Source organism: Myxococcaceae bacterium JPH2 (assembly GCA_016458225.1).
Lineage (GTDB): Bacteria > Myxococcota > Myxococcia > Myxococcales > Myxococcaceae > Citreicoccus.
On record JAEMGR010000003.1, the window covers coordinates 993,729 to 1,018,337 of the forward strand.

Consider the following 24,609-nt stretch of genomic DNA (forward strand, 5'->3'; position numbering starts at 1 on the left):
AGCGGGCTCGACGGCGGAGGGGCGCGCGGGCCGGAAGACAGCGCCCGCGCGCCCTGGAACCTACTGCCCCAGCTCCTGCACCTCGATGCGGCGGTTCTGCAGCCGGCCCTGCGGCGTGTCGTTGGAGGCGACGGGCTTGGCGTCCCCCTCGCCCACGGCCTCCAGGCGGTTGCCCGCGATGCCCTCGCTCACCAGCGTCTGGCGCACGTTGTCGGCGCGCGACTGGGACAGCTGGCGGTTGGCGTCCGCGTTGCCCGTGGAGTCCGTGAACCCCTCGATGCGCACGCGCGAGTTGGGCTTCTCCTTGAGGATGGCGCCCAGCTCGCTCACCGTCTGCTCACCCTTGGGCGTGAGCTTCGCCGAGCCGGTCTGGAACTCCACGCCCTCCAGGATGACGCCCTTGGCCGCGGAGCCGTCCGAGAACGCCTTGCGCAGCCCGGACGCGTCCTCGATGCGCGGCTTCTGCTCCGCCGTGCCCATGTTCCCCGAGCCACCCGTGCCCTGCTGCTCCTGGGGCGCGGTGGGGGCGGGCGGCGGTGCCTTCGCGGTCTGCTGCTGCTGGGGTGCCGGAGGCGGTGTGGCCTGCGGGGTGGTGCGCTTCGTGGCGGGCTGGGTGACGGAGGCCTGCGAGGGCCGAGGCTCATGCCGGCGTCCGCGCAGCGCCCACCAGCCCAGGGCCACCAGGGCCAGGAGCGCCAGCGGCAGCGCCCAGGACGGGCGGCGGTGCGCCTCGGGCGCCTGGGGCGAGCGCACCACCGGCGTGCGCGACGTGGGTTCGCGGTGGACGGAGGTCACCTCTCGACTGCGCACCTCCTGCACCTCGGGGCGCTCGGGCACGGCCTCGCGGAGCACCTCGGCGCCCGCGTGGCGCCCGCCGCCCAGGAGGCTGCCCAGGCCCGCCGGGAGCGCCGCGGAGATGAGCGAGCGCTGGCCGCCCAGCATCTGCATCAGCCCGGAGGCGCCCATCCGCTGGTCGCGCACCTGCTTGCCCAGCACGCCCATCAGCGCCGGCGCCGCCAGCGACAAGAGCCGCGTGGCGGAACTCGAGTTGCGCAGCCCGCCGAAGCGCGAGAGCCCCTCGGTGACGGCGCCCAGCTTGCCGCCGAGCAATCCGCCGAGCATCCCATGGCCCTGCTCCGCGGCCTCGCGCAGCCCCCCGGCGCCCTCTCCCAGGCCCGGCACGTCCGCCTTGGTGAAGCCGCCCTCGTTGAGCTGCGACAGGAGTCGGCCCGCCCCCGCCTCCGTGCTGCCCTGCTCCACGACTCCCGAGGCCACCGAGGCGATGGTGCCCGGGAGCACCTTGGCCATGGCCTGAGGGTCCTCGCCGGACTCCTCGCTGATTCGCCGCACCAGGTCCCCCGAGAACTGTGAGCGGACCGCTTCGATGAGATTGAACGCCATGTCTTGCCTCCGAGGGTGTGCCGCACCGGAACTCCCCCGATGCGCGAGGCCACGCCCCACCCCCGTGGGCATGGGGCTGATGGCTTCCCGAAATCGTTACGGAGCGCTTCCGCCGTTGGTAACCCCTTGCGCTGCGGCCAAGCGCCAGCGGCCCGCCACCTCGCCCCCTCTGGGAACGGGCTCGGCGGACCCGCCAGGTGGGGCGTGCCGGAGCGCGCGCGAGTGTCCACTGGCGCGTGAAACCCGCCCGATTCCAGAGAAGTGGGGATTGAACGGGCGACCCATGAGGGCGTTAGACTTTGCCCAAACTGCTTTCCCAGACAGGAAGGGGGAGTCCGGTGACACTGCGTGGCTACCGAGAAGAAGAGCTCGTGAGCAACCGTGCGTCGCTGTTGATTCATGGCGGCACGGAGGACGAGCGTCGCGCGTGGGCGGAGGAGGCCGCGCGCAGCTTCGACGTACCCCTCGTCGAGGTGCGCCAGCAAGGGGACCTGGCCGGGGCGCTGCGCCACCCCAATGGGGTGGTGTTCATCCCAGACATCGTGAAGCTGGGGCTGGACGCGCAGCAGATGCTGCTGCACTGCCTGCGCACCCAGGAGGAGCGGCCCAAGGTGGTGGTGGGGCTGTCCGGCGGCGCGGACCTGGCGCTGTCGCGCGGCACCGTCCGAGAGGACCTCCACTACCGGCTCCACAAGGCCCAGGTGGACCTCCAGACGGAGGGGCTGCGCGAGACGCTCAAGCGCCGCTGGGCCCAGCAGGCCGAGGCGCTCGCCGCCAAGGCCGCGCAGGCCAAGGCCGAGGAGCAGGCGCGCGCGGCGATGGACCCGCGCAAGCCCGGCTCGGTGACGCGCATCGCGCCCAAGCGCAAGGCGTCCAGCTCCCGCAAGGGCGCCTCCCGGAACGCGGTGCGCTGAGCGCCGCGCTTCGTGCTATCAGGCGTCCGCCGTGACCCGGACGCCCGCGAGCGCCGAGGCCGTCACCCCGTCGTGGCAAAGCGAGCCATGGCGCGCGAGGGGGGACAGAAGCCTTGCATGCGAGGCGCGGAGAGGAGCCCCTGGCGTTCTGGGGCAGGGAATGGGGCTAATCGGAAAGTTGCGTTAGAGTGGCCGCCGTCCTCATCCCTCTCCGGAGTGACGAACATGTCGCAGCAGACCCCTGGCAAGAAGCGTGGGCTCACGCGCCCCATCGAGGTGGTGCGGGCAGAGCTTCTCAAGGACCCCGAGACCAAGCGCATCGCGGACGCGGTGGGCATGAAGCTCGAGGACTACGTCGAGCTGGTGCTCGACTACGCGCAGGACAAGGACAAGGAGCCCGAGCTGAACGTCGTCTCGGATGAGCAGGCCAAGGCGGCCGGCTTCCCGGTCCACAGCGTGGAGGAAGTGGGCGAGTTCTTCGTCGCCGCCGTCAAGGGTGAGCTGCCCGGCATGGGCAACCCCTTCGCCAAGTCCGAGTTCGAGAAGGGCGCCTCCCACGCCGGCAAGCCGTCCCTGGACCCCGAGGTGAAGCCGGGCCCCAAGACGGGCGAGTCCAAGGCCGTGAGCCCGGACCTGCTCGACCAGGTCAAGAAGGGTGGCGGCGGACCCCGCGGCTAGGTTCCCGGGCGCCCGTACGGAGAGAAAAATCACGATCGGAAATCCCGGACGAAACTTCTTTCCGCTGCGCCCGAGAATCATTTCGAAGCTTCACTTCAGCACTCCTCTCCGGCTTCAGACTCCAACCTTTCAGCACACTTAGGGGGTATCACCATGGGCGGCATTACGAAGGCGATCGGCAACATTGCGAAGACGGTCAGCAAGGTTGCTGGCGGCATCGCGAACATCGCGGGCAAGGCGCTGAGCTTCATCCAGTCGCCGCTCAAGATGCTGACGGACCCCCTCAAGAAGCTGGCCGGTGGCGTCCTCGACAAGCTCCCGTTCGGCATCGGCAAGATGATCAAGCCCTTCGCCGACAAGTTCATCGACAGCGGCGCCAGCATGCTGCTGGGCGGCCCGCTGGGTGGTCTGGCCTCGCTGGCCAAGTTCGCCCCCACGGTGAAGTCCATTGGTGACATCGCCACGGGCGTGAAGGGCGTGGCGGACAAGGTCGGCGCGCTGAGCTCGCAGCCCGCGCAGCAGAACTTCCAGCAGCTCATGGCCTGGGGCCAGGCGAAGCTGGTCCACTGAGATTTGGAGTCTCGGTAGGATTCACCTGCTGAAGCCAAGAGGGCCGGTCTCCACCGATGAGGTGGGCCGGCCCTTCTTCATTTCCAGCGCCAGGCAGGTCCGGCCGGGCTCGGGTCCGGCGGTCGGGCGGCTACTGCTGCGCGCTGGCCAGACGCTGTGCGTCACCCAGGAGCCGCTCGGTGGCCTCGGGGTCGTTGCTGTCGTAGTAGCCGCGAATCTGGCCGGTGGCGTCCACCAGCACGAAGTGGGTGCCGTGGAAGATGGACGGGATGTCGTCCTCGCTGGCCCCGGCCTCGCGCCCCATGCTGATTTTGAAGCCCTGGACGATGGTGTCCTTCAGGCGCTCGTAGTCGCCGGTGAGGAAGCTCCAGCGGGCGAAGTCCGCGTGGTACTTCTGGCCGTAGGCCTCCAGGCGCTCCGGGGTGTCGTACTTCGGGTCCACCGAGAAGGAGACCAGCCGGAGCTTCGGTCCGAGCGCCGCGGTGCGCTCCTGGAGTTTCGCCATCTTCTGGGTGAAGACGGGGCACACGGTGGGGCACCGGGTGAAGACGAAGTTGGCCACGTAGGCCTGTCCCAACAGCTGCTCGCGGCCGAAGGGCTGTCCGTCCTGCCGGGTGAAGGTGAAGTCCGGGAGCGCGCCCAGCTGGGGCAGGGGCTGAGCGCCCCGCGTCCCCGTCAGCGACAGGGTGGCCACCAGGGCGATGCCCAGGGCGGTGATGGCGAGGCCCGCCCAGAAGGCGGGGCGCTGGGTGAGGCGAGGGGCGGGAGCGGTGGCGGACGAGGCGGCGGACATGGAGCCCCCGACGTAACGACAAGGGTGGGGGAGGCACAAGCGCCGCGAGCCGGGCCACCGGGTGCTGGACGCATGCGAGGCATGAGCGGGAGTGGCTGCTCCCAGTGCGGCCGGGCCCGACGCGGGGCCTCCGCGCCTTGAGACGGGCGCCGGACGCGTGCTAGCCGGGCGGCTGGACCATGCCGCGCGCCGCCCAACTCCCGAGTGACCAGGCCCGCCCCGCGCACTCCCGGGGGCGCTCCCTTCCCGCGTTCAGCCTCGGCGCGCTCCGTCCCAGGCCGTTCGGACGTCGCTTCCCGGCCGGGGTGGCGGTGCTCGCCGGACTGGCGGCGTGGAGCGCCCAGGCCTGTCCCGCCTGCACCGCCCATGTGCCCGAGCCCGCCGGCCGCTCCCTGGGCTTGCTGGTGGCGCTGGGCATCGCGCCGCTCCTGCTCGTCGGGCTGGGGATATGGGCGGCGTGGTGGGCGGGGAGGCGCGCGTGAGGCCGGACCTCTCGCCCGCGCCGCTGATCCTCGCCGAGTCGACGCCCGGGCCCGGACCGTCCCCCTCGGAAGCACGGGACGCGGACCCTGCCCATCCGACCCCGGTGCGATCTGCACCCCCGGCGAATGCAGTGACACAGAGTGTGAGTGAGCAGGCGAGCACGGGGCGCGCGTGGAGGCTGGCTCCGCCCGAGGGCGCGAGCACCTACGGGCCCCAGGTCGACGCGCTGCTGGAGCGCAGCCACGTGTTCGAGGCGGGGCTGGCGGCGGTGATGTTGGCGTGGCTGGTGCTGGCGGTCTGGCGCTTTCGCGGCGCGCGGCCGGTGGTGGCGGCGAACGGTGGGACGCGGCGCTCGCGGGCGTGGGTGGTGGGCCTGGCGGTCTGCGTGTTCATCGGGGTGGACGGCACGCTGTTCCTCGGCTCGGAGCGCTACGCGCGCGAGGTGCTGTGGAACCTGGATGTGCCCGCGAAGGACTCGCGCACGGTGCGGCTGGAGATCAACGCGCATCAGTGGTCCTGGGAGGCGCGCTACGCGGGCGAGGATGGCCGCTTCGGCACGCCGGACGACGTGGTGACCTGGAATGACTTGCGGGTGCCGGTGGGCGTGCCCGTCTGGGTCCAGGTGGTGTCCACGGACGTGGTGCATGGCTTCTCGCTGCCGGCGTTCCGCGTGAAGCTGGATGCGATTCCGGGCCGCGTGAACCAGACGTGGTTCCAGGCCGCGCGCGAGGGCACCTTCGAGGTGGCCTGCTACCAGCACTGCGGCACCAGCCACTACCGCATGCGCGGGCTGCTCACGGTGCTGTCGGAAGCGGACTACGCCCGCTGGTTGCGCGAGGCGGGACGGCTGGCCACGCAGGCCTACGACGCGGACGACGCGGCGGCCCACTGGGGCTGGGAGTGGAGGGCGCCATGAGGGCCGGCTGGGTGCGCGCGCTGTGGACCACGGACCACAAGCAGGTGGCCCGGCAGTATTTGTGGGGCGGCTTTGGCTTCCTCCTGCTCGGGGGACTGCTGGCGCTGCTCATCCGCTGGCAGTGGGCGTGGCCAGGGCAGCCGGTGCCGGGGCTCGCGTGGGCCCTGCCCGAGTCGCGCGGCGCGCTCACGCCGCCCGCGTACACGGTGCTGTTCACGCTGCATGGCCTGGTGATGATCTTCTTCGCCGTGACGCCGCTGCTCTTCGGCGCGCTGGGGCACTTCGTGCTGCCCCTGGCCATCGGGGCGCGCGGCTTCGCGTTCCCTCGGCTCTCGGCGGCGGGCTTCTGGGCCTACGCGGTGGGCGGCGCGCTGGTGCTGGCGTCGTTCGCCGTGCGGCTGGGCCCGGCGAGCGCGGGGTGGACGTCCTATCCGCCGCTGGCCACGCCCGCGTTCACGCCGGGGGTGGGGCAGACGCTGATGACGGTGGCCATCCTGTGCGTGGGCGTGTCCGCGTTCTCGTACGGGCTCAACTTCGTCGTCACCGTGGTGCGCTGCCGAGCGCCGGGCATGACGTGGGGCCGGATGCCGCTGGTGGTGTGGGGCCTGTTCTACGGCGCGGTGCTCAACGTGCTGTTCGTCCCGGTGCTGGCGGCGGCCACGCTGCTGCTCCTCTTGGACCGGGTGGCGGGCACGCAGTTCTTCATCGCGGGCGCGGCGGCGGTGGGCGGGGGCGGTGACCCCATCGTCTACCAGCACCTGTTCTGGCTGTTCGGCCACCCGGAGGTCTACATCCTCATCCTGCCGGCCTGGGGCATGGTGGGGGACTTCGTGGCGTACTTCAGCCGCAAGCCCGCGCACGGCTACCGGCTGACGGCGGGCGCGATGGGCGCGGTGACGGCGATGAGCGGCCTCGTGTATGCGCATCATCTGTTCACCAGCGGACTGTCGCCGGTGCTCGGGCGCGCGTTCATGGTGCTCACGCTGCTCATCTCGCTGCCCGCCGAGGTCATGTTCCTCAACTGGCTGATGACGCTGTGGCGCGGGAGCGTGAGGCTGACGTCGCCCATGCTGGGCGCGCTCGCGACCATGATTGTCTTCGGGCTGGGCGGCATCACCGGGTTGGTGCTGGGCGCGGTGGCCACGGACGTGCCGCTGCACGGGACGATGTGGGTGGTGGGGCACTTCCACCTGACGATGGGCGCGGCCAGCTTCCTCGCCGTCTTCGCGGGCCTCTACTTCTGGTTCCCCAAGATGTACGGCCGCGCGCTGCACGAAGGGCTGGCCAAGGCCCACGTGCTGTCGAGCGCGGTGCTCTTCGTGGGCGTGTTCGGCGGGCAGCTCGCGGCTGGGTACGCGGGGCAGCTGCGGCGGCTGTACGACCCCTACCAGTACACGTACCTGAAGCCCCTGCTGCCGCTGAACCAGTGGACGACCGCGTGCGCGTTCCTGCTGGGCGCATCTCAGCTCCTCTTCGTGGGGAACCTGGTGTGGACGCTGTGGCGAGGCCGCGCCGCCGAGCCGAACCCGTGGAACGTGGGCACGCTGGAGTGGACGTGCGCGGCGAGTCCGCCCGCTCCGGACAACTTCGCGACCGTTCCCGTGGTGCTGCGCGGCCCGCATGTTTTGTCGCAACCCGATGTACAACAGCAACTGGGTCGCGATTGGATGGGTCAGGCCGAGGTCGCTCCGCTGGGAGGTACTGAATGAACCCCGAGGCATCCCTGGCATCGCCGGAGGCCTCCGCGCCTCGGCGGGCCGAGTCGACGCGCTGGTTCGCCGGAGTGCTGGCCCACGGCGCCGGCACCATGTTCTTCGTCGCGCTGGCCTTCGCGGCCGGCTGGTACCGGATGCGCGGCCTGTGGGTGCTGCCCGCGGTGGCGCCCAGCGTGTTGCCGCCGTGCGTGGCGGGCGCGTTCCTCCTCGGCGTGGGGCCACTGCTGCTTCGGGCCAGCCGCGTGGACGCGAGCACGCCGCGGCGCGCGCTGCCGTGGCTGGGCGGGGCGCTGGTGTCGGGCGCGGGCTTCCTCGCGACGCAGGCGGCGTGGCTGCACGTGATGTTCTGGTACCGCAACTTGCGGGTCCCCGAGGGCGGCGCGTTCGCGTCCGCCTTCTATGGCCTGTCCGCGTTGCAGGTCGTGCACGTGGGGTTGGTGCTGCTCGCGGTGCTCGGCGCGGCGGTGAGCACATGGCGCGGCGGGGACGCTCGGGATGCGGCGCGGCGGGCGCTGGCCGGGTGGCTCTTCACGGTGGCGACGTTCGGGTTGCTCTTCCTGGCGGTGTACCTGCCATGAGCCGCGCGGCGCGGTGGGCGGTGGTGCTGGGACTGGTGCTGGGGGCGGGGTGCCGCAAAGAGCCGCGCCCGGTGCTCGCGCCGCTGAAGCTGGCGGATGGGCGCACGGTGTCCGTGGCCACGCTGGAGCGCGGCCGGGACGTGTACACGTACTACTGCGCCTCCTGTCACGGTGAGCGCGGCGATGGCCAGGGCCCGGCGGGCACGGGCATGCGGCCGGTGCCTCGCGACTTCCGCCAGGGCCTCTTCAAGTTCGGTGACGTTCCGGCGGGCGAGCTGCCCACGGACGCCGCGCTGAAGCGCACGCTGCGCCGCGGCCTCCAGGGCACGCCCATGTTCGCGTGGGACGTGCCCGAGGCGGACGTCGAGGCCGTGGTGCAGTACCTGAAGACCTTCAGCCCGCGCTGGACGCAGGAGGCTCCGGGCAAGCCCATCACCGCGTCCGAGGACCCCTGGCGAGGTCGCGAGGCCGAGGCCATCGAGCGCGGGCGGACCGTGTACCACGTGGCCGGCGCGGGCAACGCGGGGTGCTCCAGCTGTCACGTCGCGTACCTGCCGCGCGCGGAGCTGGCGGCGCTGGTGGAGAAGGTGACGGGCCGCAAGGTGAACCTGGCCGGCGCGGACCCCTACACCGCGCAGGCGCGCGAGTCGGATCATCCGGTGGCCTGGGACGCGAAGGGCGAGCCCGCGAAGATGGCGCGGGTGCTCCCGCCCGACTTCCTCTTCCAGGCGCCGCGCACCGTCTTCCCCGTGGACGCGACGGTGGAGGGCCGCCCGTACTCGGCGCAGGCGCAGCGCGAGGACCTCTACCGCGTCATCGCCTCGGGCGTGGGCGGCGCGGCCATGCCCACGTGGAAGGGCGCCATCCCCGAGGAGAACCTCTGGGCGCTCGCCTACTACGTGCAGACGCTCGTCGACCTGCGGGACACCTCCGAGGCGCGCGCGCTGAAAGAGCGGCTGCGCGCGTCACCGGCGCAGTAGCGGACGGGGCCCCGGCTGGGCTCACGGGCGACGAGCAGCCGGCCGACACGGGGCGGGCTCGCGCCATCGCGCGTGCGCACCCTTTGCCGCGAACCCCTTCCCGACGAGAGAGGCGCGCATGGCATTGGAGCGAGCGCAGCGGTTCGTGGACGCACTGACGAGTCTGGAGGAGCGCGGCGACGTGGAGGCCCTCGTCGCGCTGTGTGCCGATGACGTGCGGGTGAGCAACCTCGCCTCGGCGCGGGTGTTCACCGGCCTGGAGGGCGCTCGGTACTTCTGGTCCGAGTACAAGGCCACCCTGCGCCAGGTGAAGTCCACCTTCCGCAACCTGATTGAGTCAGGGGACCGCGTGGCGCTGGAGTGGTCGTCGCGAGGCACCGCGCACAACGGGGCCGCGGTGGCTTACACGGGCGTGTCCATCATCGAGTGGGACGGCGCGCGGATCCGCCGCTTCATCGCCTACTTTGACCCGCACGCGCTGGGCCTGGAGCTGACGCACGGCATGGCGCCGCGCTCGGAGGTGCCGGCCACGACGCCGGCGTGATGAGGCGAGCCACCGGCCCGCGAAGTCCGTCACTCAGGTCTCGGGGCAGACGCGGGGCAGCTCCAGGGTGAGCGTGGTGCCCACGCCCGGCGCGCTGTCCAGGCGGATGAGGCCGCCGTGCGCCTCCACGACCTGCTTCACCATCCACAGGCCCAGCCCGAAGCCGCCGTAGTTGCGCAGCGGCACGGCGCGCTCGAAGCGACGGAAGAGGCGGGCCTGCTGCTCGGGCGGGATGCCCATGCCCCGGTCGCGCACCACCAGCTTCACCGAGTCATCCACGTCCGTGGACAGCTCCAGGTCCACCGGCTGACCCTGTCCGTACTTGAGGGCGTTGGCGAGCAGGTGCGCCACCACTTGATGCAGCCGGTCCCGGTCCCAGCGCCCCACCAGCGGGCCGGGCGCGCTCAGGTTCACCTCGGAGCCCATGCGCGCCAGGTCGTCGCCAAAACGGCTGAGCGTCTCGCGACACAGCTCCACCAGGTCCAGCGTCTCGGGATGCAGCTGCAGACGACCGGCGGACAGGCGCGAGACGTCCAGCAGCTCGCGCACCAGCTTGCCCAGGCGATCCGCCTGCTGCGTGGCGGCGGCGGTGCGCTCCTGCACGTCCGCGTCCTTGGACACGCGCTGCAGCCGGGCCAGGTGCAGCTTGAGCGCGGTGAGCGGCGTGTTCAGCTCGTGGCTCGCGATGGCGAGGAACTCGTCGCGCAGCTGGATGGCCTGCTGCGTCTGGTGGAAGAGGTGTGAGTTCTGCACGGCGGTGGCCGCGCGCCGGGCCAGCTCGCACGCCAGCGCCTGGTCTTCTTCCGTGTGGTGGCGCCCGGACGTGCTGAAGCCCAGCGTCAGCGCGCCCAGCGTTCCCTCTTGCGAGGGCAGCGGCACGGACACGAGCGACGTGGACCCCAGCGTGGACAAGAGCGCCCGTTGCTCGGCGCCGCTGGAGGAGCCCGCCAGGAAGGCCGCGTCCACGTGGGGATGGAGCACGGGCTTGCCGGTGGTGAAGGCGCACAGGTCCGTGCCGCGAGGCTCGGGCGGGTGCCAGTGGCTCGCGGCGAGCAGGTGCGCGGCCTCGGGGCCACTCGCCCAGCTGACGCGGCGCATGTCGCCCTCCACGGTGAGGACGTCGAAGAAGCAGAAGTCCCCCAGCGTGGGCAGCATGGTGACGGCCGCGGCGCGCAGCGCGTGCTCCACATCCAGCGACGTGGCGAGCGCGGCGGTGGCGCGCTGGAGCAGCTCGGAGCGCTCCACCTGCTGACGCTCGGAGGCCAGGAGTCGCGCGCGCTCCAGCGCCATGGCGCACTGGCGCGCCATCAGCACGATGAAGGACTGCTCCTCGGCGTCGAACGCGCGCGCGTGGTCGAAGCTGATGCACAGCGCGCCCCGGGGCTGGCCGTGCGCGGCCAGGGGAATGCACGCCACGGCCATGCCGCCCGGGTGGTCCACCTGTCCCAGCGCGGCGGCGTCCGGGTAGCGCAGGGCATACGCCCCCAGGTCCTCCATCCACACGGGGCTGTTGGTCCGGAAGGACTCGGCGATGGGCAGCGCGGCATCCAACGGCACGCGCCGGTAGAAGGCTTCCTTGAGGGGGCTGAAGTGCATGCTGTGCACCAGCTCCAGCGCGGTGGACTCGGCGTCGACGAGGAAGAGGCCCGCGGCATCCGCCTCGAGCGTGCGCACCGTCTCCTCCACCACGGCGCTCGCCACGTCCTCCGGCGTGCGCGCTCCCGCCAGCGCGAAGGTGAGGGACTGAAGGCTTTCCATGCGCAGGCTCGCGCGCTCGGCGCGGGCCCGCGCCCCACGCTCCTCCTCATGGCGCATGGCCAACTCCAGTCCTCGCGCGGCCACCTCCACCACTTCCTCGGCCAGCGCGACAGCGGCGGCGTCCAGCCCGCGCCCGGACAGCAGCACCACGCCATGGGTGCGCCCTCCGCAGCGCAAGGGCAGCAGGGCGGTATGCCGGCCACCCGTCTCCGACTCCAGGAGGGAGGGCCCACCCTCGCGCGGGCCGCGGCCTCCGAGTGGCTCGGCGTCGCCCGCGAGCACCAGTCGCTGAAGGGCGCGGGCCAGGTGGCGGACCGCGGGCCCATTGGAGGCCCACGCGGTGTCGAGCAGCTCCACGCTGCACGTCTCCACGAGTCGGGGCGCCAGGACGAGCGACAGGCGCCGCGCGACCTCGGCGGGAGGAGACACGCCCACGAGCTGTCGGGCTGCCTCGGCCAGCAACTCATGGCGAGTGCCCGGTTCAGCGGCGGGCGAAGGGGGTCGGACGGTGGCGAACGAGCGCTTCTCCATGGGGGATTCCGGGCCTGGCACCCGTCTGGTGCGGGGCCCAGTCAAACGCACATGGCGCCCGCTTGCCGATGTCCCGTGCGCGGAGTGTCCAGCGGGAATCATTCGCCGGCCAACCGTGGGGCCTCAGCTGCCCCCCGGTCTGATTGCAGGGTGAGAAGGGACCCTTCTTGGGGCACGGGCGGCGAGGAGGTGGGCGAACCCCCGTGGCGGATGCCATGTGCGCACGGCGGCGAGAGCGGCGGGGTTGCGTGGCCGTGGCGGCGGTGTCACCGAGGGAACAGGGGCGGAAGTTCCTTTCGTGAGGCAGGGCGGGACGATAGCGTCCTCACACAGCCCGGCCGTCGAGGCTGGGGGCCGCCACCGAGGGCGGGTCCGTCTTCCCGCGAGAAGCCATGTCGAGCCGCCTTCCCGTCGCCTTCCTCAGCCTGTGCCTGCTGTCCGCCTCCCTTCCCGCCCGAGCGCAGCAGGCCGCGAACTCCGACAGCGCGGCGATGGACGCGCCCATGGCGCCCAAGCCCCTGGAAGCGGCGGCGAACGAGCCCGTTCCTTCATCGCAGACGCCCGCCGGACAGGAGCCGTCGCTGGACTTTGACTTGCTCCAGCCCGCGGAGGAGGCGGCCCAGGCGGATCCCGAGCTGGATCGCCGCATCAAGCGCCGCCGCACCATGCTGAAGCTGCACCAGGGCCTGGGGCTCGCGATGGCTGGCGGGTTGGCCACCACGACGGTGCTGGGCCAGCTTCAGTTCAGCCGCTCCTTCCGAGGCGGGGAAGACAACCGGGCGCTGCTCGCGTGGCACAAGGGCTTCGTCATCGGCACGTCCGCGCTGTTCGCCACGGTGGGCGCGCTGGGCCTGCTGGCGCCGGAGCCCATCGAGAAGAAGTTCCAGTGGGACACGGTGACGTTCCACAAGCTCTTCATGGGCCTGGCCACCGCGGGAATGCTGACGCAGGCGGTGCTGGGCATCCTGGCCGTGCATGACTACGGAAAGCTGTCCGAAGTGAACCTGGCGACCGCGCACCAGGTGGTCGGCTACATGACGCTGGGCGCGGTGGTGGCCGGCGTGGTGTCGCTTACCTTCTGAGGACGCCGCCGGTTCGTGAAGGTCCCCGTGCCGCCGCCGTGGGGCGGGCACAAGGTCTGTTTGGAGGTCTCACCGTGAACGCTCGACGATTCGCCCTGCTCGCCCTGCTGTGCGTGGCCCTGCCCTGCGTGGCGGCGGCCCAGGCCAAGTCCTATTCGGTGAACAAGGAGGGCAGCACGCTCTCCTACAAGCTGAAGCACAAGCTCCACGAGGTGGTGGGCACCGCGCATCCCAGCGAGGGCAAGGCCCGGCTGCTGCCGGACGGCACGCTCCAGGTGGCGGTGCGCGCCAACGTGAAGGACTTCGACTCGGGCAACTCCAACCGTGACGCGCACATGCAGGAAGTGACGGAGGCGGCCAAGTTCCCGCTGGTGGACTTCAAGGGCGTGGCCACGGGCGTGAAGGTGCCCACCACGTTCCCCTCCACGCAGCAGGTGACGCTCAAGGGCCAGCTCTTCTTCCACAACGTGAAGCAGAACGTGGAGTATCCGCTGACCGTCGTCTTCACGTCCGCGAAGGAGGTCCACACCGAGGGCTCCTTCGACATCAGCCTGGAGGGCTATCAGGTGGAGCGTCCCTCGCTGCTGATGGTGAAGGTGGACGACAAGGTCGTGGTGGAGCCGAAGCTGACCTTCGTGTTGGAGGGGGCGTGAGCACCTCGCGTCGTGGCTTTCTGAAGGGCGTGTTGGGCACGGGCGCGGTGGCGGGCGCGGCGGCTGCCGCGTTGCCTGGCTGCGCGCCGGACATCGACCCCGCGCCGGTGCTGGACGTGCCCGCGCCGGGGGACGACGGCAAGGTGTCCCTGGTGGTGCCGCGCTACCCGGACCTGTCGCGCGATGGTGGCGCGGTCACCCTGCGCATCCCGGGCATGGAGAACCTGCTGCTGGTGCACCCGGGCGGCGAGACGTTCGCGGTGATGTCCGCCACGTGCACGCACGTGGGCTGCCCGCTGGGCTTCAACGGACAGGAAGCCGTGTGCCCGTGCCACCTGTCGCGCTTCGGCACGGACGGGCAGGTGACGCATCCGCCCGCCAAGGTGGGGCTGAAGACGTTCCCCGCGCAGTACAACGCCGCCACGCAGGTGGTGACCATCGACCTGAAGGCCGGCGATGTCGGCTTCCCCTCGGTGGTGAACGGCAAGGTGGCGCTGACGTTCGCCCAGTTCCCCCAGCTCCAGAACTCGGGGGGCGTGGCGCAGGGCAAGCCGCGGGGCTACGGGAACACGCTGTTTGTCTTCCGCTTGGATGACGGCTCGTTCTCGGCGGTGGACGGGATGTGCACGCACCAGGGCTGCACGGTGCAGTTCGACAGCGGGGCCAATGACCTGCTGTGCCCGTGCCATAGCTCCACCTTCACGAAGGAAGGCGCTGTCACTCAGGGCCCGGCCACGGTGCCGCTCAAGAAGTTCACGGTCACCTCGGATGCCAGCGGCGTCACGGTGACCGTGGCCTGAGCGCGGGCGCTACCGCAGGCGACTCCAGAAGGAGCGCCTCGCGGAGATGCGCTCCAGCGCGTCCTGGAGTTCCTCGTCGTAGTCCGCGCGGTGCGCGATGTCGCTCAGCGCGAGGATTCCGACGAGGGTGTCGTCTCGATCCACCACGGGGACGCGGCGAATCTGGCGGCGTCCCATGAGGTCGATGACTGCGGGGAGTGGCTCCTCGGGAGTGACGGCCTCCACGTCCTCGGTCATCACGTCCTGCGCGCGGAGTTGATCCGGCCGGCCGCCGCCCGCGAACGCGCGCAGGGCGAGGTCCCGGTCCGTCACCAACCCGAGCAGGCGCCGCTGCGCATCCACGATGGGGATGACGCCGCAGTCCTCGTCCTTCATGAGCTGCGCCACGTCGCGCAGCGAGCTGTCCCGGCGCGCGGTGCGCACGCTGCGGGTCATCAGGTCGCGAGCGGTGAGAGGCTCCTTGCGCCACCGACGTCGAGGCGCATGGCCCCGAGTGGCCAGGAGGCCCGCGATGCCGCCCCAGGCGTGGGGGCGGCCGCGAGGCTCACCCCCACGTCCCGAGTGGCGGTGCGTCGCCGGAGCGGGCTCCGAGTGGGGCGAGTCTCGCGGCTCCCACGCGGCGGGCTCCTGGGCATCACTCCACCCGGAGGACTCACTGTGCGCGGGGTGTTGAGGCTCGAGGTGATGGGTCGGCTCGGGTGCTCCGCCGTAGCCGTACCGGTCCCACGGCCGATAGTCCGCGGGCTGGCGATGCAGCTCTCGGATGTCGTCACCCTGGTGAGGGTGCGGCCCGCGTCCGGTCGCGTAGGCGTCGTCACGGTCGTCCGCGCCGTAGGGCCCCGGTGCGCGGATCCGCGACTCGGGTGAGCCGGGGTCGTCCACGTTGGTGCGAGGCTGGGCCATGCGCAGCAGCGCGGCGCGGTGGAAGCGACCCTCGCGCGCGGAGGGCTCCTCATCGCGCGCGGGGTTCCAGCCGCTGATGTCGGACTCGGAGCGTTCACGCGAGCCAGGGGGCGCCACGTCCGCGCGCCGCGCGGGAGGCGACTCACCCGTGCCATTCGTCGAGGGCGACGAATGAGGTTCCCGGCCATTGTCGAGCGTGCGTTGGGCCATGCCTCGAAGCTGGGGGCGCGTCGTCGCGCGACCAACCACGCGAGTCCGTCGCGAGCGCGCGAGTGTCCGCGGCCGTGCGTCCGCGCCCGAGCCACCGCCCGGGACAGGACACGGCCGATGCCGCACGGTGGACAGAGGCCCCACGCCTCACGGCGGAACAAGCGCATCGCCCAGCCGCACCAGTCCCTGGAAGTCCTCCAGGCCCGCGTCCGCGTCTGGCGCCGCCACGGCCAACGCACCCTTGGGGGACTGCTCGGCCAGCCGTGCGAGCAAGGCGCGATGCGCAGTCGCACGTGCATGCTCGTCCGCCGCGAGCCGCGTGAGCGCCTCCACCGCGTGCACCGAGGCCGAGTCGTGCGCGTAGGAACGCAGGGCCTCGGGCCCGGGCAGCGGCTCGTCGCGGGCCCAGCTCCGGTTGAGGATGTAGCCCGCGAAGGGCAGCTCGCGCGCGGCGAGCGCCTCGCGGAAGAAGACCGCCTCGCGCAGCGCCGCGGCCTCGGGCGAGGTGACCAGCAAGAAGGCCGTGTCCGGCGAGGACAGTCGAGCGCGCAGCCGCTCCGTGTGCAGGCGGATGCCCGCGAACAGGCTCCCGAAGGCGCCCACGAAGTCGCGCAGCTCTCGGGTGAAGCCCTCGCCGAAGACGGGCCCCAGCACGCGCGCGACCAGGGCCTGCGCGCCCTGCCACAGCCTCCCGCCGCGCGTGCCCTCCACCGGCCCGAACAGCGAGACGATGCGGTCATCCAAGAAGCGCGACAGCCGGCCAGGCGCCTCCAGGAAGTCCAGCGCGTGTCGGCTCGGTGGCGTGTCCAGGACGATGAGCTCGTAGCGCTCGGACGCGAGGAACCCGTCGAGCGCCTCGGCGGCCGCGTACTCCTGCATGCCGGTGATGAGCTCGGACAGGAAGCGGTACAGGCGGTGCTCCAGGATGGCGCGCGCGGCCTTCTCCGAGGGCGCCAGCCGCCGCACCATGCGCTCGAAGACGATGCCCGGCTCCAGCATCCACACGTCGAGCCGCCCCGCTCCCCGCGCGCCCAACAGCTCGGGCGGAACGGCGGTGGGCTCGGGGCCGTGGTCCTTCATCCCCATGGCCTCCGCGAGCCGGCGGGCCGGGTCGATGGTGAGCACCAGCACCTGGCGCCCCGCGCGCGCCGCGGCCACGCCCAACGCGGCGGCCGTCGTCGTCTTGCCCACGCCCCCCGCGCCGCACAGCACGAGGACGCGCTTGTTCCGCACCAGCGGGCCCAGGCTCATGGCGTGGCCTCCCGCGCGCGTCGTGACGGAGGCGCGGTGACGAGCCGCCCCGCGAGCTGCTCCACCAACTCCGGCCCCGTCACGGACAGCTCGGGCAGGCACAGGTGGGGCGCGTCCAGGCCCACCGCGAACCGCTCCCACGAGGCCTGCGCCCGCGCCAGCCGCCCCAGGGCGCGCTGCCCGTGATGCGGCCCGTGCGCCGCGAGCAACCGCTCCGCCGCCGCGCGAGACGCGGGCGTGAACGGGTCCTCCGGCATGCGGTTGAGGACCGCGGCCGCCAGCGGCAGCCCCAGCCGCCGCAGGTCCTGGCTCAGCGCGAGCGCCTCGCTGACGGGCAGCGGCTCGGGGAGACTCGCGAGCAGCACGCCCGTGCGGGCCGGGTCCTGCAGGAAGGTCAGCCCCTCGGCCATGGCGCGCCCGATGGGCCCGCCCGGCATCACCGACAGCACGCTCTTCGGCAGCGACGCGAGCCCCAGCGCATGTCCCGTGGCCGGCAGGTCCAGGATGGCCAGCGGGTGCGTGGGCGCGCCGCCAGGACGGGTGAGCCGCAGCAGCGTGAGCATCTGGTACAGCAGCCCCATCTCCCGCAGCCCAGGGCCCGCATCCAGGAAGCGCCGCAGCGCCCGTGCGCGCAGCGCCGCGTCCGCGAGCCACCGCAGCGGCAGCGTCTCCTCCAGGAATCGCCGGTGTCCCTCCAGGGCGGACAGCCGCACGAAGGACAGTCCCGGCCTCGCCACGGTGACGCGCGGCCCCTCGTCGCGCGCGCCCACCAGCGCGGCCAGCGTGGACGGCCCGTTCTCATCCGGCGACAGCTCCACCAGCAGCACCGGCCGGCCCGCTCGCGCCGCGGCCACGGCGAGCGCCGCCGCGAGTGTCGTCTTTCCGACGCCACCCTTGCCCGACACGAGCACCGCCCGCTTGCTCCACAGGGACTCCAGCACCACTCCCCCATTCCGCCGCACCTGCTGGCGCGACCCTTCGTGGCTTCGCGCCGGAGACTACAACCCGTGGGTGCTCTGAGGCGTGGACGCCGCGCGCGAGGCCTTTCCCGAGGGAGGAATGGCGCGCCAGGAGGGGCCGACGCGAGCGGGGGACCTACCCGAAAGGTGGGCCGCTTTTTCCGCCACGCAGGAACGTGACACTCCGTCTGTTATCCAGGGGGCAGTTTTGAGTACCCTGCCGCCCTCTGCGTGGGAGACGGTATGGGACAGTTGCAGGAATGGGCCTTCGGCACACATCGGATCCGAAGCGAGCCCCCCGACATGTTGTGGGCGACCTTCCGAGGACCGGTCTCGGTGGAGGACTCGAAGCAGATCGTCGACATCGCTCGGGCCACGGCCACGGGCGAGCCGCTCTATCTGGTGGCAGACCTGGGGGTCAGCTCGCTCTCGGTGGCGCCGCGAAAGTATCTGGCTGAACACATCAACCCCGAGTGGTTCCGCGCCATCGTCTTCGTGGGCGGCGGCATGGCCCAGAAGGCCGTGACGAAGGCGCTCATGGTGGCGCTGCTCTTCACCGGGCGCACTCGCTTCGACACGGAGTTCCTGCACAGCTTGGATGACGCACGCGCGTGGATTGACGCGCACCGTGCTCGCACGGCGCAGTCGGCGAAGGGGCGGTAGGCAGCACCGGGGGGGAAAGGTCCCGAGTCCCAGGCGAAGGCCGGGATGCGCGGGACAGCAGCTCAATGCAAGGCCCAGCGCTCGGCGATCTCCTCGCAGGCCAGCACCACGTCGCTCAGCCGTCGGATGTGCGCGCGCGGCGCGACGAAGATGGTGCCCGCGAAGACATCCACCACGTACGTGAGGCGATGGTCCGCGGGGCCCAGCCGGCACAGGTGCTGCTCGGAGAAGCGCTGCAGCATCGTGCCGATGTACTGCCCCGAGCGCTCATCCAGCGGGTGGTGCTTGGAGAAGTAGAGCTTCATCAACCCCACGCGCGGGTTGCCGTGGCGATCCAACTTCTGCAGCACGACCTCCGGGCGCACGCTGATGGTGACGCCCGCCATCTCGAGCACGGGCGGCTCCGCGCCCACCGCGCTGATGATGGCGTCATCCAGCTCCAGCCACGGCACCAGGTCCGCGAAGCGCTCCAGCGCCTCGGAGCACAGCTGCAGCCGCTGCGCCTCGAACTCGGACTGCGGCACGCTGCACGCGAAGCGCCGCTGGTGCTCGCGCAGCACGGACATGTCCAGGCCGCGGCAGAGGAACTCGGTGATGGCGAAGGACGCCTCCGGGTAGCGCAGATACTGGGGCTCGGGCGGGTGCTTCTGGTCGTAGATGATGCGCTTGCGGCGGGCGGGAGAGGCGGTGAGGTACTCGCCCAGCTTGTTGACCGAGACGCGCGGCAGCTCGTGGATTTCCGGCATGGTGCATTCCCCCTGTGCTGTCGGAATGGGCACACAGTACAGAGGGGGGCTGACGTTTCCGGGGCTCGGACGTCAGGGTTTGCGTCCCACCGTGGGGCCGCGCCGGGTTGGGTGCCGGACAGTGATGAGGGATTCCGCCGTCTCCCGGGAGGTTTTACCGGCGGGGTGCATGCGCGCGCGCGGCTCACGCCTATCCTGATGGCCTGGCGGGCCGAGCAGGGAGGATGACCCATGGAGGAACTGCGAGAGTGGAGTTCCGGCGCGCATCGTCTGTGGTTCGAGCCACCCGACATGCTGTGGGGAACCCTGATTGGAAAGGTGAGTCCGCGCGATTCCCGATGGCTCCTCGAGGCCTGCGCGGAAGTGGCAACAGGTGGACGTTTCTATGTGATTGCGGACGTAGCGCAGGCGGTGCTGCCCACCGAGTCGCTCAAGTACCTGGCCGACCACGTCCATCCCGAGTGGGAGTGCGGCGTCGTCTACCTGGGCGCCAATCCCGAGCAGCGCGCCGCGGGACGCGCCTTGGCCGTGGCGTTGCTCTTCACGCGCGCGACGCGCTTCGAGACCGTCTGCGTGGACTCCTTCGAGGAGGCGCGCGCCTGGGTGGACGCGCACCGGATGAAGGTGGAGGAGTCGCGGCGTCAGGTCGGCTGACGCTTCGGGGCGCTCAGCGCGAGGTGTCTGGGTAGGCTGACCAATACACTTCGGGCAGCGGGTTGGTGCCCGCGTCGCTGCGAGGCCCGTCGCCGTCGGGGATGTCGTCCAGCAGGGCGCCCGGGGTTCGCGCCGCGGGGTCCACCGGACGCGAGATATCCTCCTGCGCGTCGAAGGCCGGGAGGACGTCCTCCTCGTCGGCTTCCGTACGGCCGGGCGCTTGGGGCCCGGCTGTCATGGGAGCGTCCTCCGGCTCCTCGTGACGGGGGCCGGTCTGGCGCCCATGGAAGTCCTCGGCGGGCTGGATGACCATGGTGTCTTCCTCTCTCCCGAGAAGGTCGGGACGGGCGGCCAGCGAGGCAAGGCCACCCGGAGTGCCGCGGGGGAGGAGGCCTACTCTTCGGGCTCGTCGTCGGCGCCGTCGTCCTCGTCCTCGAGGGGCACCAGCTCGTCCAGGGCCTCCTCGCCCACGGGCAGCGGCTCGTCCTCGCCGGTCCAGGGAGGCGGCTCGGCGCCGGGCTCGGGCGTCGATTCGGCGCCGGGCTCGGGCGTCATGGCGGCCTCGTCCGCGGTGAGCCCCTCGGGGTGCAGGCCGCCCTCCAGCAGGTCCGCCTGGTGACGGCGGGCGGTGGCCTCCACGGCGGCCTGGGACAGCTCCTCGGCCGCGGCGTGGCGCCCGTAGTCCGGAGCGTGGATCCGCAGCCAGGCGCGCAGCAGGGTGGCGAACTCGTGGGCGTTGGGGATGCGCTGGGCGGGGTCCTGATGCAGCGCGCGCACGAGCAGCTCGCGCAGCAGGTCCGGCACGTCGCGCGCGAGCCGCTGCACGTCGTCGGAGCCCAGCCGTGCCATCCGCGCGGCGATCTCCGGCAGGGGCATCCACGTGGGGCCCTGGGAGAGCAGCGCGGGGGCCTCGGGGAGCGGCGCGAGGGGCGTGTCGTCCTCGACGGAGAGCGGGTGCGAGCCGGTCAGCAGCTCCAGGAGCACCAGCCCGAGCGAGAACAAGTCCGAGCGCGCGTCGAGGGGCTCGCGGCGCAGGGCCTCGGGGGAGGCGTAGGCGACGTCGCCTTTCACGAGGGGGCGGCTGGTGACCTCACGGCCGGCGAGGGACGACGCGGCGACGGTGAAGTGGAGCAGCTTCACCTCGCCATGGACGCCCACGCGGATGTTCCGAGGGCTGACGTCGCGGTGGACGATGTGGAGCGGGCGGTTCCACTCATCGAGCAGGGTATGGGCGTAGTGGAGGGCCTCGGCGACCTCGGAGACGACGTAGGCGGCGAAGGCGGCGGAGAGGGGACGCCGGCGCATGGCCATCAGGTTGAGCACGGTGTCCAGCGAGCGTCCTTCCACGTACTCCATGACGACGTGGGGCGCGCCTCGGTAGGCCTTGATGTGGAGCACCTTGGCGATGGCGGGGTGGTTGAGTCGGAAGGTGAGTTCCACCTCTTCGACGAGCCGACGCCGGTCGATGAAGGTGGAGGGGTCGCGCAGTCGCTTGATGACCACGGGGCCGCCGAGTCCGCCTCGGTAGCGACGGCGCGCGAGCATGATCAGCTCGCCGGTGGCGCGGACCTCCAGCTTGCGAACGAACTCGAAGGCGGTGCCGCCCACGTTGAACAGCACGCGGGGTCTGCGAGGCACTCCAGGAGTCTCTTCCGTCGTCGTATCGGGCGTCATGGGCGTGGGTGACCTGCCAGGGAGGGAGGAAGGCTGTCAACGCCACAGGTAACACGGTCCGCGCGCGGATGGAACTCCACGGGTCCTTGATGGCGAATAGGATGTTCAGGGTCCAATGAATGCGCGCGCGAGAGCGCGCGCATGGAGTCCGCGGAACGGAGTCAGCGCTGCACGGCGAGGATGCGCCACGGGCGCGTGTCGACCGCGTAGGTCGCGCCCATGTCGAGGATGGGTGCACGACAGCGCCGAGAGCTTCTCCGTCAGCGCCATCCACCGAGCTGACGAGTCGAGGGGGCCGCGTCCTCGAGCACCCCTGTCCTGGAGACGTCTGGGATTGCGACCCCTGTCGCTCGCGGAGCGACGGAGTCTGTTCAACGGCGCCCCCCCATCGCATCGAGCCGAGACGCCTCACCCGCATCTGCGAGTCGATGCCGAGCGGACCCCGCGACGCATGCGCCATCGGCGTGCCCACGCGAGGAGTCGTCGCCCCCAGCCGTGCACCCACGAGCGTTCGCTCCGCGCCGGTGCCAGCGCGGATGGCGGAATCAGCATCACGGGCATCAGCGCGACCTTGCGCGAACTCGCGTCCTGCTTGGATGTGCCGCCGCGCGCGGGACGCTCGAGCGAGCGCACCCAGCGCCGCAGCTCGCGCGCCTCTTCGTCGCCATCGAACAGCGCCTCGTCCTCCTCCGTGACGGCGTCCTCGGGAGACGGCAGGGCGAAGAGCGGTTGGTCCCACGACGAGGAGGACTGCTCCATCGCGGCGCTCAGTGCCCCAAACAGCTCCGCCCCGGTCTGGTAGCGGTGGGTCGGGCTCCGCTCCAGCAGTCGCCCGCACACGGCGCTCAAGGCCCGAGGCACCTGCGGATTGATGCGATGTGGCGCGGGCGCGCGAGCCGACAGGATGCTGCCGAGCAGCGCGGTGGGCGGCAGCGTCGCGGGATACGGGAAGGTGCCCGTGAGCACCTCGAACAGCACGAGCCCCAGCGAGTACAAGTCATCGGTGGGGCGGAACGTGTAGCGAGGCCCGTGCTCGCGGTGCTCCATCCAGTACTGCAAGGACTCGGGGCTGCGATAGCTGGGCGTGCCGGGGGGGAGCCGGCCCTCGGTGAGCACGGGCGCGCTCGCATGATCTCCCGAGCCGAAGTCCACCAGCACGGGCCGCCCGTCCGAGGCGCGCACGATGATGTTGCTGCCCTTGATGTCGCGGTGACGCACGCCCTCGCGATGGATGGCGTCCAGCGTGAGCGCCAGGTCCGCGAACAGCATCGCCACCTGTCGAGACGTGAGGAGCGGCGTCCGAGCCCACTCGGACAGCGTGGGCCCGTCCACGTAGTCCATGACGAGGAACAGGTAGCCCGTGCGCGGATGTGGCCAGCGGTTGTAGCCCCGCAAGGCCACCACGTTGGGATGGGTGACGCGCGAGAGCACGCTCACCTCCTTCAACGTGCGCGCATCCACATGGGCCGAGTCCGCCGCGTCCTCGGGCCCCTGGAGCGCGAACTTGAGCGCGACGGGATGGCCACCCGCCTCCGCGAGGAACACGGTGCCATACCCCCCAGTGGCGATGCGCCGCACCAGCCGATAGCTGCCGACGACCTCGGAGGGCTGCAGGAGCAGGGGATGGAGTGACTCGGGACTCATGGGGTGCCGCCCCCGGCGACGCAAGATGCCACGAGGGCCTCGCGGTGGCGACGGAGCGGAACGAGACCTGAAGGGTTGAATTCACCTCGGAGAACAAGGCTTCGCAAGCGCGTGGACCTCACAGGAATGGACCCGTGAGGTCCATAGCATGTGAAATGCCCTGTGAGGTAGTCTCTGGCCGTGACAGGTAGGGTGTGGGAAACCCAACGTGTGAGAGCCCCTGACCCGAGCGGCGGAGAGCGCATGAACGAGGAGCTGGCCATCATCGTGGGTGAAGCCGCGCGCGAGGCGCGTGACCGGCTTCGCCTGTCGCAGGCGGACGTGGCTTCACGGGTAGGAATCGCGCTGGAGGTCTACGCGCGCATCGAGCGGGGCCGGGTCCTGCCCAGCGCGACCACCCTCCGGCGCCTCTGCCGGGTGCTGAGCGTGCGCGCGGACACGCTGCTGGGATTGGAGGCATCGGGTCCCGTGGAGTGGACCGAGGAGGACTCCCCGAGGCTGCGCCGACTCGTGGGTGAACTGCGGGAGCTGGATGGCGAGCAGCTCGGCGCCGTGACGCGAATGGTGCGGGACGCGCTGGTCCTGGTGCGTCGCTGAGGACCTGAACTCCACCGGAAACTTGCACACCCGGGGTGAAATGAGAGTCTCGGGTTGTCCGTACTTCCTCTTCTCCCCGCGACATGTTGGATGGCGTCGCGCCCTGATTCGGAATGCCCGCGCCCGTTAATGAGAAGCTGACCGTCATCTTCGGAGCCGCCGCTCGCGATGCCCGCCTGCGCCTGGGGCTCACGCAGGCCGATGTGGCCGAGCGTGTGGGGATTGCCATGGAGGTCTACAGCCGGATGGAGCGCGGGAAGATGTTGCCGCGCGCGCAGACGTTGCGCCGGCTGTGCGACGTGCTGCACGTCTCGGCGGACGTGCTGTTGGGAGTGGGCGCGCCGGGCTCGCCGGTGGCGGTGGGGGTGCCTCGCCGGGAGGGGCGCGAGGAGCCCGCCGAGCTGCGCAGGCTGACGCGGACGCTGCGCACGTTGGAGCTGGGGCAGTTGCGAGCGGTGTCGAGGGTGGTGAACGCGGTCGTGTCGGTGATGCCGAAGCGGGCGCCGACGCTGGTGACCCGAGCCCCGAAGCGGCGCAGAGCCGGGTAGCCGAGGCGCGGCCCGTTCCGCGCGCCAGGTCGCGGATGCCCACCGCCGGACACGTCGCCGGCGAGGCAGATGAGCGACATCTGACAGCCAGATTAAAGGGCTCTCATCCAGCGAACGGAAGTCGCGGACTTCCAGCGGGTGGTCGAGCATGCGGCGTGGATTGCTCATGGCTGCGAAGCAGACGGGTGCGAGAGGAGGCAGGAGACGCGGAAGCGGCGGGCTGATCACGCTGGCCCTGCTGTCCAGCGCCCTGGCCCAAGCCGAAGCGCCGCGACCCCCCATCGCGGAGCCAACCCAAGCCCCTCAACCACCGAGCGCGACACGCACCAGGGCACCAGCGCCCGCCAACACAGACACGGCATCG

The 24,609-nt window shown here is 71.5% G+C and carries 26 protein-coding genes; 16 read left to right on the forward strand and 10 right to left on the reverse strand.

Translation table 11 applies throughout. The features are described 5' to 3' along the window. Positions 1-60: 60 nt before the first annotated feature. Positions 61-1,473 carry an OmpA family protein gene (locus JGU66_08770; protein ID MBJ6760854.1) on the reverse strand — a complete coding sequence of 471 codons (1,413 nt, stop codon included), beginning with the start codon at positions 1,471-1,473 and terminating at the stop codon, positions 61-63. Positions 1,474-1,739: 266 nt separating this feature from the next. Here JGU66_08770 and JGU66_08775 point away from each other — a divergent pair, with 266 nt between their 5' ends. The 3 genes from JGU66_08775 (at position 1,740) to JGU66_08785 (ending at position 3,563) form a co-directional block, all read left to right on the forward strand. Further along, positions 1,740-2,315, forward strand: coding sequence for a Fis family transcriptional regulator (locus JGU66_08775; protein MBJ6760855.1), 576 nt, complete (start codon positions 1,740-1,742; stop codon positions 2,313-2,315). 225 nt (positions 2,316-2,540) lie between these two features. Then, complete coding sequence (locus JGU66_08780) at positions 2,541-2,993, forward strand: hypothetical protein (GenBank protein MBJ6760856.1); 453 nt, start codon at positions 2,541-2,543, stop codon at positions 2,991-2,993. 153 nt (positions 2,994-3,146) lie between these two features. Next, positions 3,147-3,563 carry a hypothetical protein gene (locus JGU66_08785; GenBank protein MBJ6760857.1) on the forward strand — a complete coding sequence of 139 codons (417 nt, stop codon included), beginning with the start codon at positions 3,147-3,149 and terminating at the stop codon, positions 3,561-3,563. A gap of 130 nt (positions 3,564-3,693) precedes the next feature. Here JGU66_08785 and JGU66_08790 read toward each other — a convergent pair whose 3' ends face one another. Next, positions 3,694-4,356: an SCO family protein gene (locus tag JGU66_08790; GenBank protein ID MBJ6760858.1), complete on the reverse strand. Its 663-nt coding sequence runs from the start codon at positions 4,354-4,356 to the stop codon at positions 3,694-3,696. A gap of 179 nt (positions 4,357-4,535) precedes the next feature. Between JGU66_08790 and JGU66_08795 the strand changes: the two genes are divergently transcribed. The 6 genes from JGU66_08795 (at position 4,536) to JGU66_08820 (ending at position 9,572) form a co-directional block, all read left to right on the forward strand. Then, the gene (locus JGU66_08795) at positions 4,536-4,838 is read left to right on the forward strand and encodes a hypothetical protein (GenBank protein MBJ6760859.1); all 303 of its coding nucleotides are present in this window, start codon (positions 4,536-4,538) and stop codon (positions 4,836-4,838) included. Continuing rightward, entirely contained in the window at positions 4,805-5,755 is a 951-nt protein-coding gene (locus JGU66_08800) for a cytochrome C oxidase subunit II (GenBank protein MBJ6760860.1), read from the forward strand. The genes JGU66_08795 and JGU66_08800 overlap by 34 nt, the downstream gene beginning before the upstream one ends. Beyond that, entirely contained in the window at positions 5,752-7,464 is a 1,713-nt protein-coding gene (locus JGU66_08805) for a cbb3-type cytochrome c oxidase subunit I (protein ID MBJ6760861.1), read from the forward strand. Before JGU66_08800 ends, JGU66_08805 begins: the two co-directional genes overlap by 4 nt. After that, the gene (locus tag JGU66_08810) at positions 7,461-8,048 is read left to right on the forward strand and encodes a hypothetical protein (protein MBJ6760862.1); all 588 of its coding nucleotides are present in this window, start codon (positions 7,461-7,463) and stop codon (positions 8,046-8,048) included. Before JGU66_08805 ends, JGU66_08810 begins: the two co-directional genes overlap by 4 nt. Continuing rightward, on the forward strand, positions 8,045-9,028 hold the full coding sequence (locus JGU66_08815) for a cytochrome c (protein ID MBJ6760863.1): 984 nt from the start codon (positions 8,045-8,047) through the stop codon (positions 9,026-9,028). The genes JGU66_08810 and JGU66_08815 overlap by 4 nt, the downstream gene beginning before the upstream one ends. A gap of 118 nt (positions 9,029-9,146) precedes the next feature. Next, positions 9,147-9,572 carry a nuclear transport factor 2 family protein gene (locus tag JGU66_08820; protein ID MBJ6760864.1) on the forward strand — a complete coding sequence of 142 codons (426 nt, stop codon included), beginning with the start codon at positions 9,147-9,149 and terminating at the stop codon, positions 9,570-9,572. Between the two features lie 33 nt (positions 9,573-9,605). Here the strand turns inward: JGU66_08820 and JGU66_08825 are convergent, their stop codons facing one another. Beyond that, entirely contained in the window at positions 9,606-11,861 is a 2,256-nt protein-coding gene (locus JGU66_08825) for a GAF domain-containing protein (GenBank protein MBJ6760865.1), read from the reverse strand. Positions 11,862-12,253: 392 nt separating this feature from the next. On the opposite strand from JGU66_08825, the gene JGU66_08830 reads away from it, so the two are divergent. From JGU66_08830 to JGU66_08840, 3 genes are all read left to right on the forward strand, one after another. Beyond that, positions 12,254-12,943 carry a hypothetical protein gene (locus JGU66_08830; GenBank protein ID MBJ6760866.1) on the forward strand — a complete coding sequence of 230 codons (690 nt, stop codon included), beginning with the start codon at positions 12,254-12,256 and terminating at the stop codon, positions 12,941-12,943. Between the two features lie 74 nt (positions 12,944-13,017). Further along, complete coding sequence (locus JGU66_08835; GenBank protein MBJ6760867.1) at positions 13,018-13,596, forward strand: YceI family protein; 579 nt, start codon at positions 13,018-13,020, stop codon at positions 13,594-13,596. Then, positions 13,593-14,396 carry a Rieske (2Fe-2S) protein gene (locus JGU66_08840; GenBank protein ID MBJ6760868.1) on the forward strand — a complete coding sequence of 268 codons (804 nt, stop codon included), beginning with the start codon at positions 13,593-13,595 and terminating at the stop codon, positions 14,394-14,396. The genes JGU66_08835 and JGU66_08840 overlap by 4 nt, the downstream gene beginning before the upstream one ends. Before the next feature lie 9 nt (positions 14,397-14,405). Here the strand turns inward: JGU66_08840 and JGU66_08845 are convergent, their stop codons facing one another. The 3 genes from JGU66_08845 to JGU66_08855 form a co-directional block, all read right to left on the reverse strand. Continuing rightward, positions 14,406-15,509, reverse strand: coding sequence for a CBS domain-containing protein (locus tag JGU66_08845; GenBank protein MBJ6760869.1), 1,104 nt, complete (start codon positions 15,507-15,509; stop codon positions 14,406-14,408). Between the two features lie 147 nt (positions 15,510-15,656). Continuing rightward, positions 15,657-16,760 carry an ArsA family ATPase gene (locus tag JGU66_08850; protein MBJ6760870.1) on the reverse strand — a complete coding sequence of 368 codons (1,104 nt, stop codon included), beginning with the start codon at positions 16,758-16,760 and terminating at the stop codon, positions 15,657-15,659. Next, positions 16,757-17,701: an AAA family ATPase gene (locus tag JGU66_08855; protein ID MBJ6760871.1), complete on the reverse strand. Its 945-nt coding sequence runs from the start codon at positions 17,699-17,701 to the stop codon at positions 16,757-16,759. The genes JGU66_08850 and JGU66_08855 overlap by 4 nt, the downstream gene beginning before the upstream one ends. Positions 17,702-18,022: 321 nt before the next feature. Between JGU66_08855 and JGU66_08860 the strand changes: the two genes are divergently transcribed. Next, complete coding sequence (locus tag JGU66_08860; protein MBJ6760872.1) at positions 18,023-18,382, forward strand: STAS/SEC14 domain-containing protein; 360 nt, start codon at positions 18,023-18,025, stop codon at positions 18,380-18,382. A gap of 62 nt (positions 18,383-18,444) precedes the next feature. Here JGU66_08860 and JGU66_08865 read toward each other — a convergent pair whose 3' ends face one another. Beyond that, on the reverse strand, positions 18,445-19,128 hold the full coding sequence (locus JGU66_08865) for a hypothetical protein (protein MBJ6760873.1): 684 nt from the start codon (positions 19,126-19,128) through the stop codon (positions 18,445-18,447). A 231-nt stretch (positions 19,129-19,359) separates the two neighbouring features. Here JGU66_08865 and JGU66_08870 point away from each other — a divergent pair, with 231 nt between their 5' ends. After that, positions 19,360-19,782 carry a hypothetical protein gene (locus tag JGU66_08870; protein ID MBJ6760874.1) on the forward strand — a complete coding sequence of 141 codons (423 nt, stop codon included), beginning with the start codon at positions 19,360-19,362 and terminating at the stop codon, positions 19,780-19,782. Positions 19,783-19,795: 13 nt separating this feature from the next. Here JGU66_08870 and JGU66_08875 read toward each other — a convergent pair whose 3' ends face one another. From JGU66_08875 to JGU66_08885, 3 genes are all read right to left on the reverse strand, one after another. Continuing rightward, positions 19,796-20,095, reverse strand: a complete 300-nt coding sequence (locus tag JGU66_08875) for a hypothetical protein (GenBank protein ID MBJ6760875.1) — start codon at positions 20,093-20,095, stop codon at positions 19,796-19,798. 80 nt (positions 20,096-20,175) lie between these two features. Further along, complete coding sequence (locus JGU66_08880) at positions 20,176-21,456, reverse strand: serine/threonine protein kinase (protein MBJ6760876.1); 1,281 nt, start codon at positions 21,454-21,456, stop codon at positions 20,176-20,178. Positions 21,457-21,864: 408 nt separating this feature from the next. After that, positions 21,865-23,100: a serine/threonine protein kinase gene (locus JGU66_08885; protein ID MBJ6760877.1), complete on the reverse strand. Its 1,236-nt coding sequence runs from the start codon at positions 23,098-23,100 to the stop codon at positions 21,865-21,867. 243 nt (positions 23,101-23,343) lie between these two features. Between JGU66_08885 and JGU66_08890 the strand changes: the two genes are divergently transcribed. Then, positions 23,344-23,697, forward strand: a complete 354-nt coding sequence (locus JGU66_08890; protein ID MBJ6760878.1) for a helix-turn-helix transcriptional regulator — start codon at positions 23,344-23,346, stop codon at positions 23,695-23,697. A 113-nt stretch (positions 23,698-23,810) separates the two neighbouring features. After that, positions 23,811-24,245, forward strand: a complete 435-nt coding sequence (locus tag JGU66_08895; GenBank protein ID MBJ6760879.1) for a helix-turn-helix transcriptional regulator — start codon at positions 23,811-23,813, stop codon at positions 24,243-24,245. Positions 24,246-24,609 lie beyond the last annotated feature (364 nt).

Bases quoted from the DNA above. Each gene is read 5' to 3' on its own strand.
- JGU66_08770 (MBJ6760854.1), bottom strand. From the start codon at position 1,473: ATGCCCACGGGGGTGGGGCGTGGCCTCGCGCATCGGGGGAGTTCCGGT.
- JGU66_08780 (MBJ6760856.1), top strand. From the start codon at position 2,541: ATGTCGCAGCAGACCCCTGGCAAGAAGCGTGGGCTCACGCGCCCCATC.
- JGU66_08785 (MBJ6760857.1), top strand. From the start codon at position 3,147: ATGGGCGGCATTACGAAGGCGATCGGCAACATTGCGAAGACGGTCAGC.
- JGU66_08790 (MBJ6760858.1), bottom strand. From the start codon at position 4,356: ATGTCCGCCGCCTCGTCCGCCACCGCTCCCGCCCCTCGCCTCACCCAG.
- JGU66_08795 (MBJ6760859.1), top strand. From the start codon at position 4,536: ATGCCGCGCGCCGCCCAACTCCCGAGTGACCAGGCCCGCCCCGCGCAC.
- JGU66_08800 (MBJ6760860.1), top strand. From the start codon at position 4,805: ATGGGCGGCGTGGTGGGCGGGGAGGCGCGCGTGAGGCCGGACCTCTCG.
- JGU66_08805 (MBJ6760861.1), top strand. From the start codon at position 5,752: ATGAGGGCCGGCTGGGTGCGCGCGCTGTGGACCACGGACCACAAGCAG.
- JGU66_08810 (MBJ6760862.1), top strand. From the start codon at position 7,461: ATGAACCCCGAGGCATCCCTGGCATCGCCGGAGGCCTCCGCGCCTCGG.
- JGU66_08815 (MBJ6760863.1), top strand. From the start codon at position 8,045: ATGAGCCGCGCGGCGCGGTGGGCGGTGGTGCTGGGACTGGTGCTGGGG.
- JGU66_08820 (MBJ6760864.1), top strand. From the start codon at position 9,147: ATGGCATTGGAGCGAGCGCAGCGGTTCGTGGACGCACTGACGAGTCTG.
- JGU66_08825 (MBJ6760865.1), bottom strand. From the start codon at position 11,861: ATGGAGAAGCGCTCGTTCGCCACCGTCCGACCCCCTTCGCCCGCCGCT.
- JGU66_08830 (MBJ6760866.1), top strand. From the start codon at position 12,254: ATGTCGAGCCGCCTTCCCGTCGCCTTCCTCAGCCTGTGCCTGCTGTCC.
- JGU66_08845 (MBJ6760869.1), bottom strand. From the start codon at position 15,509: ATGGCCCAACGCACGCTCGACAATGGCCGGGAACCTCATTCGTCGCCC.
- JGU66_08850 (MBJ6760870.1), bottom strand. From the start codon at position 16,760: ATGAGCCTGGGCCCGCTGGTGCGGAACAAGCGCGTCCTCGTGCTGTGC.
- JGU66_08860 (MBJ6760872.1), top strand. From the start codon at position 18,023: ATGTTGTGGGCGACCTTCCGAGGACCGGTCTCGGTGGAGGACTCGAAG.
- JGU66_08865 (MBJ6760873.1), bottom strand. From the start codon at position 19,128: ATGCCGGAAATCCACGAGCTGCCGCGCGTCTCGGTCAACAAGCTGGGC.
- JGU66_08870 (MBJ6760874.1), top strand. From the start codon at position 19,360: ATGGAGGAACTGCGAGAGTGGAGTTCCGGCGCGCATCGTCTGTGGTTC.
- JGU66_08875 (MBJ6760875.1), bottom strand. From the start codon at position 20,095: ATGGTCATCCAGCCCGCCGAGGACTTCCATGGGCGCCAGACCGGCCCC.
- JGU66_08880 (MBJ6760876.1), bottom strand. From the start codon at position 21,456: ATGACGCCCGATACGACGACGGAAGAGACTCCTGGAGTGCCTCGCAGA.
- JGU66_08885 (MBJ6760877.1), bottom strand. From the start codon at position 23,100: ATGAGTCCCGAGTCACTCCATCCCCTGCTCCTGCAGCCCTCCGAGGTC.
- JGU66_08890 (MBJ6760878.1), top strand. From the start codon at position 23,344: ATGAACGAGGAGCTGGCCATCATCGTGGGTGAAGCCGCGCGCGAGGCG.
- JGU66_08895 (MBJ6760879.1), top strand. From the start codon at position 23,811: ATGCCCGCGCCCGTTAATGAGAAGCTGACCGTCATCTTCGGAGCCGCC.